Origin of the sequence: Bradyrhizobium iriomotense, assembly GCF_018130765.1 — a bacterium.
Taxonomy (GTDB): Bacteria; Pseudomonadota; Alphaproteobacteria; order Rhizobiales; family Xanthobacteraceae; genus Bradyrhizobium; species Bradyrhizobium iriomotense_A.
This window is the reverse complement of record NZ_JAFCJZ010000002.1, coordinates 434,847-447,496: the sequence shown is the minus strand read 5'-3', so window position 1 is coordinate 447,496 and position 12,650 is coordinate 434,847. Positions and strand designations below refer to the sequence as shown.

At 64.0% G+C, this 12,650-nt stretch carries 10 protein-coding genes; 4 read left to right on the top strand and 6 right to left on the bottom strand.

The features are described from left to right. Window positions 1-68 precede the first annotated feature (68 nt). Entirely contained in the window at window positions 69-1,988 is a 1,920-nt protein-coding gene (locus JQ635_RS05480) for a sigma 54-interacting transcriptional regulator (protein WP_211408840.1), read from the top strand. A gap of 9 nt (window positions 1,989-1,997) precedes the next feature. Here the strand turns inward: JQ635_RS05480 and JQ635_RS05475 are convergent, their stop codons facing one another. The 3 genes from JQ635_RS05475 to JQ635_RS05465 all read right to left on the bottom strand — a co-directional run bounded on the left by JQ635_RS05475 (window position 1,998) and on the right by JQ635_RS05465 (window position 4,653). Beyond that, a complete protein-coding gene (locus JQ635_RS05475; protein ID WP_211408839.1) occupies window positions 1,998-2,876 on the bottom strand; it encodes a sulfurtransferase in 879 nt (292 codons plus the stop codon). 86 nt (window positions 2,877-2,962) lie between these two features. Further along, on the bottom strand, window positions 2,963-4,075 hold the full coding sequence (locus JQ635_RS05470; RefSeq protein WP_211408838.1) for an acyl-CoA dehydrogenase family protein: 1,113 nt from the start codon (window positions 4,073-4,075) through the stop codon (window positions 2,963-2,965). Between the two features lie 35 nt (window positions 4,076-4,110). Then, a complete protein-coding gene (locus JQ635_RS05465) occupies window positions 4,111-4,653 on the bottom strand; it encodes an OsmC family protein (RefSeq protein ID WP_211408837.1) in 543 nt (180 codons plus the stop codon). 247 nt (window positions 4,654-4,900) lie between these two features. Here JQ635_RS05465 and JQ635_RS05460 point away from each other — a divergent pair, with 247 nt between their 5' ends. Next, a complete protein-coding gene (locus tag JQ635_RS05460) occupies window positions 4,901-5,548 on the top strand; it encodes a TetR/AcrR family transcriptional regulator (RefSeq protein WP_211408836.1) in 648 nt (215 codons plus the stop codon). A 199-nt stretch (window positions 5,549-5,747) separates the two neighbouring features. On the opposite strand, the gene JQ635_RS05455 is transcribed toward JQ635_RS05460, so the two are convergent. The 3 genes from JQ635_RS05455 to JQ635_RS05445 all read right to left on the bottom strand — a co-directional run bounded on the left by JQ635_RS05455 (window position 5,748) and on the right by JQ635_RS05445 (window position 10,490). After that, window positions 5,748-7,100 (bottom strand): tetratricopeptide repeat protein, encoded by a 1,353-nt coding sequence (locus JQ635_RS05455; protein ID WP_211408835.1) that lies wholly within the window; start codon window positions 7,098-7,100, stop codon window positions 5,748-5,750. A gap of 251 nt (window positions 7,101-7,351) precedes the next feature. Further along, window positions 7,352-9,034 carry a tetratricopeptide repeat protein gene (locus JQ635_RS05450; RefSeq protein WP_246583310.1) on the bottom strand — a complete coding sequence of 561 codons (1,683 nt, stop codon included), beginning with the start codon at window positions 9,032-9,034 and terminating at the stop codon, window positions 7,352-7,354. Window positions 9,035-9,290: 256 nt separating this feature from the next. Then, window positions 9,291-10,490: a TrmJ/YjtD family RNA methyltransferase gene (locus JQ635_RS05445; RefSeq protein ID WP_211408834.1), complete on the bottom strand. Its 1,200-nt coding sequence runs from the start codon at window positions 10,488-10,490 to the stop codon at window positions 9,291-9,293. Window positions 10,491-10,831: 341 nt separating this feature from the next. Between JQ635_RS05445 and JQ635_RS05440 the strand changes: the two genes are divergently transcribed. After that, the gene (locus JQ635_RS05440) at window positions 10,832-12,046 is read left to right on the top strand and encodes an NADP-dependent isocitrate dehydrogenase (RefSeq protein WP_211408833.1); all 1,215 of its coding nucleotides are present in this window, start codon (window positions 10,832-10,834) and stop codon (window positions 12,044-12,046) included. A 97-nt stretch (window positions 12,047-12,143) separates the two neighbouring features. Beyond that, on the top strand, window positions 12,144-12,647 hold the full coding sequence (locus JQ635_RS05435) for a DUF3455 domain-containing protein (protein WP_211408832.1): 504 nt from the start codon (window positions 12,144-12,146) through the stop codon (window positions 12,645-12,647). Window positions 12,648-12,650: the final 3 nt, after the last annotated feature.

Below are 12,650 nucleotides of genomic sequence, written 5' to 3'. Positions count from 1 at the left end.
GGTCACGCTTGGCCACTACGAAAACTCGTGATAAACGAAATTTCGTAGCTCAATGACGAGATTTCGTAATGGCAACGACGCCAATGCCCGTCCACGATGTTCCCGCCATCGACCCGCGCATCGCGGCGTTCGAATCCTCGGTCGAGGCGACGCTGCTGGTCGATCCCTTCGGCGACCAGATCGTCGATGCCAATCCCGCCGCCTGCGCCCTGCTCGGCTATGACCGCGCGCTGCTGCGGCAAACGAAGGCCAGCACGCTCCATGCCGGCGAGCTTCCCGCGCTCACCGTCTTCACCCAGGCCGTGCTGCACAAGGGCGCCTACTGGACCACGGCCCTCACTCCCCGCCATGCGACAGGGCAAAACCTCCAGCTCGAATATGCCGGCTGCCTGCTGCCGCATGATGGCCGCTCGCTGCTGCTGCTCACGCTGACCGATCTCGAAGCGCGCCGCCGGCGCAATGTCGACGCCGCCGCCGAGGACCACATGCGCGGCGGCATTTCGACCTGGCAGCGTGTCGAGCGCGTGTTCCAGGACATCGAGCGCGAGAACCAGCTGATCCTGCGCGCCGCCGGCGAAGGCATCTATGGCGTCAACGCAGAAGGCAAGACCACCTTCGTCAATCCTGCGGCCGAGCGGATGCTGGGCTGGACCGCCGAGGAGCTGGTCGGCAAGGAGATCCACCCGATCGTCCACCACACCCATCACGACGGCCGCCACTATCACAACCACGACTGCCCGATCTACGCGGCGTTCCGCGACGGCGCCGTGCACCAGGTCGACGGCGAGGTGTTTTGGCGCAAGGACGGATCGCCCGCCTGGGTCGAATATACCTCCACGCCCATTCGCGATCGCGGCGTCGTGGTCGGCGCGGTCGTGGTGTTTCGCGACGTCAGCCAGCGCCGCGAAGCCGACGAGAAGCTGCACGCCGCGCTCGCCGAGGTCGACCGTCTGCGCGAGCGGCTGGAGCTGGAGAACGCCTATCTCCAGGAGGAAATCCGCATCGAGACCAACCCGCGCGGCATCATCGGCGGAAGCGAGGCGATCCAGAAGACGCTGCGCCAGGTCAAGCTGGTGGCGCCGACCACGGCGGCGGTGATGATCACCGGCGAGTCCGGCACCGGCAAGGAGCTGATCGCGCGCGCCATCCACGAGGATTCCACCCGCAGCGACCGGCCGCTGATCCGCGTCAACTGCGCCGCGATCCCGCGCGAATTGTTCGAGAGCGAGTTCTTCGGCCATGTCCGCGGCGCCTTCACCGGCGCGACGCGCGACCGCATCGGCCGCTTCGAGCTTGCCGACGGCGGCACGCTGTTTCTCGACGAGGTCGGCGAGATCCCGCTCGAATTGCAAGGCAAGCTGCTGCGCGTGTTGCAGGAGGGCCATTTCGAGCGCGTCGGCCAGGAGCGCACCCGCGCGGTCGACGTCCGCGTCATCGCCGCGACCAACCGCGATCTCAAGCAGGAGGTGCAGCGCGGACGCTTTCGTGAAGACCTCTATTTCCGTCTCAACGTGTTCCCGATCGAAACCGTCCCCTTGCGCGAGCGGCGCGAGGACATTCCCCTGCTCGCGCAACATTTCCTGACGCGCGAGGGCAAGGCGCTGAAGTCGAATTTGCGCCTGTCCGAAGGCGATGCGCGGCGGCTCGCCCGCTACGACTGGCCCGGCAATGTCCGCGAATTGCAGAACGTGATCGAGCGCGCCGCGATCCTGTCGCAGAACGGCCGCCTGCGCATCGATCTTCCCGATGTCTCCGGCGCGCAGGCACCTAGCAGCGCCGCCCGCCAGAAGACGGATGCGCGCCCCGCCGTGATGACGTCGTCGGAAATGCGCGACCACGAGCGCGCCAACATCCTGGCCGCGCTCGAGGCCTGCGCCGGAAAAGTCTTCGGCCCCGGCGGCGCGGCCGAGATGCTCGACATCAAACCGACCACGCTGGCCTCGCGGATCAAGGCGCTGGGGATCGCGCCCCGTCCGCGGACCATGTGATCGCGGCACTCACGCCGCCTTGGTCGTCACACCAGACGCAATCGGCAGGCCCTGCTCGATCGGCAGCGAGGGATCGCGCGACCATTCGTTCCAGGAGCCGAAATACATCCGCACGTCCTTCACGCCGGCATTCTTCAGCGCCAGGAACGTGTTCGAGGCACGCGCGCCCTTGAAGCAGTAGAGATAGACCGGCGTCGTCGTCGAGATGCCGACGGTGGCGCATTCAGCCAAAATCTCGTCCTTGGACTTGAAGCGCGGGCCCTCGGCGGTCGGCTTCATCATGCGGTACCATTCCAGCCAGACAGCGCCGGGGATGCGGCCCTTGCGCGGGCAGAAGTCCTTCCCGTAGGGCGAGGAGCTGTCGCCGATCCACTCGTCGACGTCGCGCACGTCGAGGATGGCGATGCCGGGCTTGCCGACGGCACCCAGCATCGTCTTGGCGTCGATCAGGATCTCGCCGGCTTCCGGCACGATCGCGAACGAAGCCTTCACCGGCGTCGGCACGTCCTTGGTCACCGGGAAGCCGGCCGCCGACCACGCATCGAAGCCGCCATGCAGCACCTTCACCTTGGGATAGCCGAGCATGGTGAGCAGGTAATAGCCGCGGCAGGACTGGCCGAAGCCCGAGTTCATCGACTGCTCGTAGATCACGGCCGTCTCCTTGCCGGAAAGGCCCGCGCCGCCGAAGGCGTCGGCGAATTTTGTCTTCAGCTCCGCCATGCCCTCAGGCGTCGAGGTCGCCAGGAACGTGAAGATCTCATGCACGTTGACGGCGCCCGGCAGGTGTCCGGCGGCATAGGCATCGGGATTGCGGGTGTCGATGACGACACACGGCTCTAGCTTCAAGAGATCGGCGAGTTCGACGGCAGTGATCAGGACGTCAGTCATGGCAGCCTCTCCGTTGAGGTTGGGGGTCTCTGGGGTCGTCGTCTTAGGGTCGCGTCTTAGGTCTTCTTGGGGTGGACTCGTAGAACTCAGGCATCGGCGAGCATCTTGCGCAGTTGCTTGGTGGCCGGCGTGACGATCGCGACGAAATAGGCCTCGCGCAGGCGCCGCTGCGCGCGGTGGCTCTTGAGATAGCCGCGCGCGCCACAATGCAGCATCGCTGCATGCGCCGCCGCGACGCTGGCCTCGCCCGCACGCAGGCGCAGCGCGATCACCTTGCGCCAATAGGTCTCCTCCTCGTTGTAGGGATCGCGCGCCAGCGCCATGGTCTCGGCCTCGAGCTCGGCGGCGAGCTCGCGGAAGTGCACCGGCTGCTGCGGCAGATAGCGGTTGATGTGGCCGAGCGGGTTATCCACCTCGTCCATGATGTTGATGCAGTCCCTGATGACGCCAAGCGCCATGCCGGCCTGGAGCAGGATGAAGCCGGCGCGGATCTTCTTGACGAAGGGCCCGGCGGGATCGGCGAGGATCAGCTCGTCCGGCACGAAGACATCGCGGAACTGCACGCCGTAGGTGCCGGTGCCGTCCATCGCGAGGAACGGCTTGCATGGCGTCAGCGTGATCGCCGGGTCCGAGCAGTCGGCGAGGAACATGACAGTGCCCTGATCGTCCTCGCGCTCGAAGATGGTGCCGAAGAAATGATCGGGGCCGAGATTGGAGACCCAGGGCAGCGCGCCACGCACGATGTAGCCGCCCTCGACCTTCTTCCCTTTCAGCTTGAGCTTCTCGATGCCGAAAAAGCTCTTCATGGGATTGGAGAGTCCGGTGCCGCCGAGCACGCGCCCGGTCGAGAACGCATCGCCGAAACGCCTCGCTAGCTTCAGATTGGTCGAGTTGGCGGCGTACCAGACCAGCGTGTTCTGGCACCAGGCCATGAAGGCGGTGGCGCCGCAGACCTCGCCGATCGCAGCCATCGACTCGATCGCGCAGCGCAAGTCCGCGGGACCTTCGTAAGGAACGTGACTGCCCCAGGCTCCGACCGCGCCGAACGCGCGCAGCACCTCGGCCGGATAGACCGAGCCGTCGTCGATGCCGACGGCGAGCGGCGCGAGCTGCTCCCGCGCAATCCGCGCCACCTCCCCTGCAATGGACGGTGCGGGCTGATCCAAAACTTCGGCCCGCGATAAAGCCAGTGAACCCATGATCGTCTCCCGCACCGTTGTCCCTGTTGCTATTGTTAGATGCCGACCTCGAGATTGACGGGACGGGTGAAGGTGTTGGCGACCGGCGACCATTTCTTCACATGGGCGACCAGCGCGTTGATCTCGTCCTGCGAGATGCCCTCGCACTCCATGTCCACTTTCACGCGCACGTCGGTGAAGCCGACCGGCTTGTCGGAGACATCGCCGGTGCCCCAGACCGCGGTGATGTTGAGGTCGCCTTCGAGCTCGAGCTCGAGCTTGTTGACGATCCAGCCGCGATGCACGGCGTTGGCGTGCAGGCCGACCGCAAGACACGAGCCGAGCGCGGCGAGCGAGGCTTCCGACGGATTGGGGGCGGTGTCGTCGCCCAGAAGCCCCGGCGGCTCGTCGACGATGTAGGGCGGCAGGTTGCGGATGTAGTTGGCGTGGCGGAACTTTCCTTCCGCAACCGTCTTGCACTTCAAGGTCTTGATGACCTTCGGATTCGCCTTGCCATTGGCGATCAGTTGCTCGAGGCCATTCTTGTCGATGGGTGCGAGGCAACCCGTCAGCACGGTCTTCTGAACGACGGCAGTCATCAATCTTCTCCCTGGCAGAAGTGGAATTCGGCAGGATACCGAACGGTCTGTTTCCCTGCATGGAGCGTGCCAGAGCCGGCCGAAAACAAAACGCGAAGCTTTGGAGCCGCTTAAGCCTCCCTGCCTGCGGATTGATCAGCCGGTGCTTGCTCAAAGGCGATGCAGATGGGCTGGCCTTTGCGAATCTTTTCAGCGCGGAACAGATGCGGCTTGCTGATGCGGCGCAGCTGCGGGTAAGTTCGTCACCATGGCAAAGACGTCATCGAAGAAGACTTCGCCCCACGCCGCCGCTGGCGAAGATGAATCCGCGCGCGGGCGCCTCCTCAGCGCCGCAACGCATCTGTTCTGCAAGAACGGGATCAACGCCACCGGCATCGACGCGATCATCGAGGAAGCCGGCACGGCGAAGACCACACTCTACAAATTGTTCGGCTCCAAGACCAATCTCGTCAACGCGGTGCTGGAGAGCGAAGGCAAGCAGTGGCGCGAATGGTTCATCGGCGCCATGGAAGCGGGCGGCGGCGACGCGCAGGCCAAGCTGACGCGGATCTTCCCGGCGCTGAAGAGCTGGTTCGCCGAAGAGCGCTTCTACGGCTGCCCCTTCATCAATGCCGTCGGCGAGCACGACAAGGACGCCAAACAGTTCCGCAACATCGCGCTGAAGCACAAGAAGATCGTGCTCGGCCATATCGAGAAGCTCGCCGGCGAACTCGGCTCGAGCGAGCCCGCGGTGCTCGCGCACCAGCTCGGCCTGATCATCGACGGCGCCATCGTCGCCGCAATGATCTCGCGCGACCCAGGCGTGGCCGATACGGCGGCGCTCACGGCCGGCCCCCTGCTCGGCCAGTCCAAGGCGAAGAAGAAGCGCGCGGCGGATCAGCTCGAGGCGGTGTAAACGCGCTGGTCTTGTAGCCCGCATACAGCGAAGCGGAATGCGGGAACACCGTCCCGGATTGCGCTCCGCTCCATCCGGGGTACGAGGTCCGTAGGGTGGGCAAAGGCGCAAAGCGCCGTGCCCACCAAACTCGTCGAGCTTTGTTGATCGAGATGGCGGGCGCGCTTTGCTTTGCCCACCCTACGAGAGCTGCGCCCCGTCAGGGATTGACGCCCAGCGCCTTGAGCTCGGCCGCGGCCGCCTGTGCTTCCACGAAGGTCGGCGGGCAATCGGCAAGTGCCAGTCCGAAAAGCCGCCGCGCCTCCTCCTTCATGCGACGCTGCAAAGCGAGTTCAGCGGTGAAGAAATTCGCTTCACAGATCTGGCCCTTCTTCTTGATCGGGTCGGCATCGTCGGCTGCGCGCAGCAACTCCTCGGCCGTCATCGTCCCCAACATCACCCGGATGATTGGAGCAGGCCATTTCGTCATATCGAGCTTGGCGGTCGCCTCTGACAACGTCTCCGGGGCATTACTGCGCCAGCCGGCGATTTCACGCCAGATCGCACCATAGGGCTCCTTGGGATCGAGCTCTCGTGAACGATCGAGGTTGGAGATTGCCTGCCCGGTCGAGCCGGCCTGGAGGTGTGCCATGGCACATATGCGATACTGGCCGGCCGCCTTCGGAGCACGCTCGATCGCGAGATCGCATGCCGAGACGGCGCGCTGCGGATCCCCCATCGCCAGATAGCTGAAGGTGCGGCACATATATGTGTTGGGGTCCTTGGGATCGAAGGCCACCGCGCGATCGCAGTCATCCATGGCGCGCGCAAGCTCGTGCTTTGCTCGATAAGCGCCTGCACGATAGACGTACGCAGGAGGGTACCCCGGATCGAGCGCGAGCGCCGCTTCGTAATCGGAGATTGCACCATCAATGTTGCCCTTCTTGCTCTGGGCAACACCGCGCGCCAGATAGGCCGCCCTGTGCAATGGATTGAATTGAGCGGACGGACCGGGATCAGTGGGAGCCAGATCCCCACCATGATAGAAAGGCCGCGCCCCGCCGGCAGCGAGTGACGGATCGAGCTTCAATTCGATTGCTCTCGTATAGTCGGCAATGGCGCGGTCGAAATCGCCCTTCGTGGAATATGACACCCCGCGACTGTAGTAAGCGCGCTGATCCTTGGGGTTCAGCCGGATGGCCTCGCCGTAGTCCGCAATCGCGCGATCGAGTTCTCCGAGTTGATAGTAAGAGTATGCGCGATTGTAATGCGCGTAGACATTTTGAGGATGGAGCCTGATCAGCTCACTGTAATCGGCGACCGCGAGTTCGAACGCGCCCTTCTTGCTGTAAGCGCTAGCTCGATTGAACCGGGCGCTGATCACGCCTCGCTCGCCAAATTTCCCGGCATCCAGCACGGACGTGCAGGCGGCGATCCGCTCATCGACCGGGATTTCCGTGATCGCAGTGCATTTCCAGTCCGTATTGGACTCAGCAATGGAGGGCGACACAAGCGAAGCAGCGGCCAAACAAATCGCCGCGGCGACAATCTCGCGGCCCGTCATTCCAGACATGCAGTCCCCATTTCAATTCCCGGGAACTTCATAGCAATCGATTGAGCGCCCGCACAGCCCTTGGTTGCGGCGCAAATTGCAAACCTCGTGCGAGGATGACGGTCTCGTAGGGTGGGCAAAGGCGCGCAGCGCCGTGCCCACCACCTCTGTATCAGCTACGTCGATCGACATGGTGGGCACGCTTCCGCCTTTGCTCTTGGAGCTACGGCGGACAAGCCGCTTGCCCACCCTACGAAATCCCACCCGTTCGATCAGCGGCTCGCTCGCAGCGCGCCAAGCTCAGCGTCTGCGGCCTGCTTCTCGATAAAGGTCTTCGGGCAATCGGCCGCCGCCTGCTCGAACAGCTTCAACGCCTCTTCCCTGGAGCCGCTCTGCAAGGCGCGCTCGGCGATATAGAAATTCGCCTCGCAGACCTGCCCCTTCTTCTTCGCCGGGTCGGCATCGTCCGCCGCGCTGAGCACTTGCTCCGGCGTCGTCGTGCCAAGGAAGAGATTGAGGACCGGCGCGGGCCACTTCGCCGTGTCGAGCTGCTTTGCAGCCTCGCTCAGCTGGCTCGGTTGGTCACTGCGCCTTGCAACAATTTCGCGCCATAAGACCGGGTAGGCATTCTTTGGATCGAGCTGGATCGCCTGATCGAGGTCGGCCAACGATTTGGCGAATGAAGCAATCTGCCAATAGACCCTTGCACGATGAAAATAGGCGCGCGCATCCTTGGCATCGAGCTGCACGAGTTGATCGTAATCCGCGAGCGAACGGTCGAAATCTCCCTTGGCCTTGTACGCGTTAGCGCGGAGCCCGAGTGCGTCCTTGTCCTTAGGGTTGAGGCGGATCGCCTCATCATAGTCTGCGATGGCCAGATCAAGGTCCCCTCTTGCGGAGTACGCAGTTCCCCGAGCGCGGAATGCAGGACCGTCCCCCCAGCCGAGCGCAGCTGTCCCGCCATCAACAGACGCTGAAGCGGGATCGGCGTCTTGACCTGGAATCTGATGCGTCCCCTCGCCTGGGCTTCCCTGATCCCGATGGGCCAGCTGAATTGCCTGTGTGAAATCGGCAATGGCGTGGTCGTAGTCGCCTTTTCGAGCATAGGCGACACCCCGGCAGAGGTAGACAGATCGACCTCGTGGGTTGAGCTCGATGATCCGGTCATAATCGGCGAACGCGCGAGTGAACTCGTCCAATTGAAGGAAGGATTCTGCGCGAAAGAAATAAAATTCCTCGCTCCTTGGCTTGATCTGCATGGTTTGATCGAGTGCGGCCAATGCGAGCTCTCTGTTACCCCTGGCGAAGTAGACCCGACCGCGACACAACTGGCCACCGCCGGTTTGCGGGCTCAGCTCGACCGCTCGGTCACAGTCAGCCATGGCACGATCCAGGTCTCCCTTGCGGATGAAAGCGAGACCTCGGTCGACAAGCGCTATGACATTGTCCGGATGGACCAGGAGGGCTTGATCATAGTCAGCGATAGCGCGGACCATATCTCCTTTGGCTTGGTAGATTCGGGCACGCCCCAGACGGGCATAGACAGCCTTGGGATCAAGCTCGATGACCTTGTCGTAGTCGGCAAGCGCAGCGTCGGTTTGTCGCCTCGCGGTTTGTGCAGCAGCTCTCTGAAGACGCGCGTTCAGATTGCCCGGATCGCGTTCGATGATCACGTTGTAGTCCGCGATCGCAAGGCCGACCTCACCTTTCTGACGGTAGAGCATGGCACGGCGAAAGTGCGCCGCGATCACGCTCTGTTGCAAGGCCTTCCCAGCCTCAATGATGGCGGTGCAGCCCGCAATGCGATCATCGAGGGTGATGTTGCCGAGCGCGTTGCACTTTGCAGCCAAAGGCATTTCCGCTCGGGCAGGCGATACTTCGATCAAGATTGTGAGCGCCAACGCGCTTAAGCTTGCTGCCGCACAAATCAGTGCACGGCCGATCATTCCAAACATGCAGTCCCCATTTCAATTCCCGGGGACTTCATAGCAACCGATTACGCCTCTGCACAGCCCTTGGTTGCGGCGTTGGCGTGCAGCTCGGGCGATAGTGCTTAGGGTGGATTAGCCACAAGCGCCGTGCCGCGACTTGTCCGCCGTAGCTCGAAGAGCGAAGGCGGAAGCGTGCCCACCATCTCTCTCGACACAAAAAAGTGGTGGGCACGGCGCTATGCGCCTTTGCCCACCCTACGAGACCTGCGCCTGACGAGACCTACGCGCCCTGCTCGATCATCCCCTGCAGCCGCACCAGCTCCGCCTCCAGATCGCGCTCGACATCCGCGGCCCGGATCTCCAGCACCCGATAGTCGCGCGCCTCGAGCCAGGTCCGCCGCCCCGCGCGGTCGGTCGCGATGGCCTCGCCCTCGCCCGGGTTCACCAGCTCGATCGCGATCCGGTGCGGGAACGAGACGAAGTCCGGGATGTGGCGGCCGACCGGGGTCTGGCGCTTGAACCCACCTGCGAAGCGGCGGTCGCGGGTCAGGGCCTGCCACAGCAGGCGCTCGGCGTCGGTCGGGTTGCGGCGGAGCAGGCGGGCGAGGCCGCGCACGGTCGAGCCGCTGTCGGGCACACCGCCGCCCTGGCCGTGCTCGGCCAGCAGCGCGCGCAGGCGCGTGGCCTGCTCGCCGTCGAGCACGCCGCCCTTGGCCGGGCCCTTGCGCCCCTCCGCAATCGCCATCACCACGCCATGCAGAGTGTGCATGTCCTGCTTGGTCGGCTCCATCCGGCTAAAAATGTTGCGCAGGTTCACCAGCATGGTGTCGCGCTTCTCGGCGGGCCGCAGGAACTCGACCTTGTCGAGCTCGCGCACGAGATTGTCGAAGAAGGCCTGCATCTGATGCTGCGAGGCGCGCTCGGAGCGCTCCGGCATGGCGTGCGGCAGTTCGCCTGATGTCGCCAGCTTGAACCATTCGTAGCCGATCAGCAGCACGGCCTGGGCGAGGTTGAGCGAGGCAAAGCCCGGATTGACCGGGAAGGTGATGATGCGGTTGGAGAGCCCGACCTCCTCGTTGGTCAGCCCCCAGCGCTCCCGGCCGAACAGGATACCGGCCTTGCCGCCGGTCGCGACGTGCCCGGCGATCTCGCTGGCTGCGGCCTCCGGCCCGACCACGGGCTTAGCCTGATCGTGGGGGCGAGCCGTGGTGGCGAACAGCAGATCGAGGTCGGCGACCGCCTCCTCGACCGTGCCAAACAATTCGACCTTTTCCAGAATGTGGTCGGCGCCGGCCGCGGCCCGCTGGGCCGCGATGTTGGGCCAGCCGTCCCTGGGGTTGACGATGCGCAAGGCGCCAAGCGCGAAATTGCCCATGGCGCGCGCGGCCATGCCGATGTTTTCACCCAGCTGCGGCTCGACCAGGATGACGATGGGACCGTCGAGGGAAAGGCCCGTCTTGCTCTTGTCAGTCCCCGACATCTCGCTTCGCTTTCACACTGTCTCTCAAGGCCTTGGCAAGGCCACCTTAGGAATTGATTCAAGCAGGCCGCCGGCCGGCTCGGGCGCCATCCGCCTGTCGTTTGCCTGTCCTGACAAAATTCTCAAGAGAAATAACGGGTTGGATTCGACTTTTGAATCTCTTCTGAAGCCTCAGGCCCGCCCCTGCCGGCGGGCCGCTCCCCGCCCCCCATCTGTGGAAGCTGGATGAGCTAAAAGTGCATAATCACTTGGCTTTCACCCGCTGCTATCAGGTGCTAAGAGGCGGCGGATATTCACGTTGGCGCGCAACAAGCGCCGTTCCCAAGAGGGCTTCCCCGATCATGGCAAAAATCAAGGTATCCAATCCCGTCGTCGAACTCGATGGCGACGAGATGACCCGGATCATCTGGCAGTACATCAAGGACAAGCTGATCAACCCGTTCCTGGATGTCGAGCTGCTCTATTTCGACCTGGGCATGGAGTACCGCGACCACACCAACGATCAGGTGACCATCGACGCCGCCGAGGCGATCAAGAAGGTCGGCGTCGGCGTCAAGTGCGCCACCATCACCCCGGACGAAGCCCGGGTGAAGGAGTTCAACCTCAAGCAGATGTGGAAGTCGCCGAACGGCACCATCCGCAACATCCTCGGCGGCTGCATCTTCCGCGAGCCGATCATCTGCAAGAACGTGCCGCGCCTCGTTCCCGGCTGGACCAAGCCGATCATCATCGGCCGCCATGCCTATGGCGACCAGTACCGCGCCACCGACATCAAGTTCCCGGGCAAGGGCACCCTCTCGCTGAAGTTCGTCGGCGAGGACGGCACCGTGATCGAGAAGGAAGTGTTCAAGGCTCCGGGCGCCGGCGTCGCCATGGAGATGTACAACCTCGACGACTCCATCATCGACTTCGCCCGCGCCTCCTTCAACTACGGCCTCTTGCGCGGCTATCCGGTCTATCTCTCGACCAAGAACACGATCCTCAAGGTCTACGACGGCCGCTTCAAGGACATCTTCCAGGAGATCTTCGACAAGGAGTTCAAGAAGGAGTTCGACGCCAAGGGCCTGACCTACGAGCACCGCCTGATCGACGACATGGTGGCCTCGGCGCTGAAGTGGTCCGGCGGCTATGTCTGGGCCTGTAAAAACTACGACGGCGACGTGCAGTCCGACACGGTCGCGCAGGGCTACGGCTCGCTCGGCCTGATGACCTCGGTGCTGCTCACCCCCGACGGCAAGACCGTGGAAGCGGAAGCTGCCCACGGCACGGTGACCCGCCACTACCGCGAGCACCAGAAGGGCAAGGAGACCTCGACCAACTCAATCGCGTCGATCTTCGCCTGGACCCGTGGCCTCGCCCACCGCGCCAAGCTCGACAACAATGCCGAGCTCGCCAAGTTCGCGAACACGCTGGAGAAGGTCTGCGTCGACACCGTCGAGGCCGGCTACATGACCAAGGACCTCGCCCTGCTGGTCGGTGCCGACCAGCGCTGGCTCTCGACCACCGGCTTCCTCGACAAGGTCGCCGAGAACCTTACCAAGGCGATGGCGGCGTAAGTCGACCGCAATTTCGCCCGACTGGGCCAGACATCATCACGGGCCGCGCCTTTGGGCGCGGCCCGTTTCTTTTTTGAGAGCTTTTGCGGAGACCGCCATGTTCATCAAGCTTGCCACCCCCACTCTGTTCCTGCTCGCCGCAATGGCCGGGCCCGCTGTCGCCGCAGACCCACTCCCCGACGCGATCGCCGCCCCCGGCGAGAGCGTCGTGCTCAGCGTCCACGCCGAGGGCGCGCAGGTCTATGAGTGCAAGGCGGCCGCCGACAGCAAGCTCGCCTGGGCCTTCCGCGAGCCGGTCGCGACGCTGCTCTCCGAGGGCAAGACCGTCGGCCGTCACTATGCCGGGCCGAACTGGGAGCTCGCCGACGGCAGCGCCGTGGTCGGCAAGGCCATCGGCAACGCGCCGGGTGCAACCGCCGCCGACATCCCCTGGCTGAAGCTGGAGGTCGCCTCCCGCCGTGGCAGCGGCACCCTCACGCCGGTCACCACCGTCCAGCGCATCAACACCCATGGCGGCAAGCTCGAGGGTTCTTGCGACAAAGCCGGCGAATTCAAGAGCGCGCCCTACTCGGCCGATTACGTCTTCCTGAAGAAGGGCTGACCG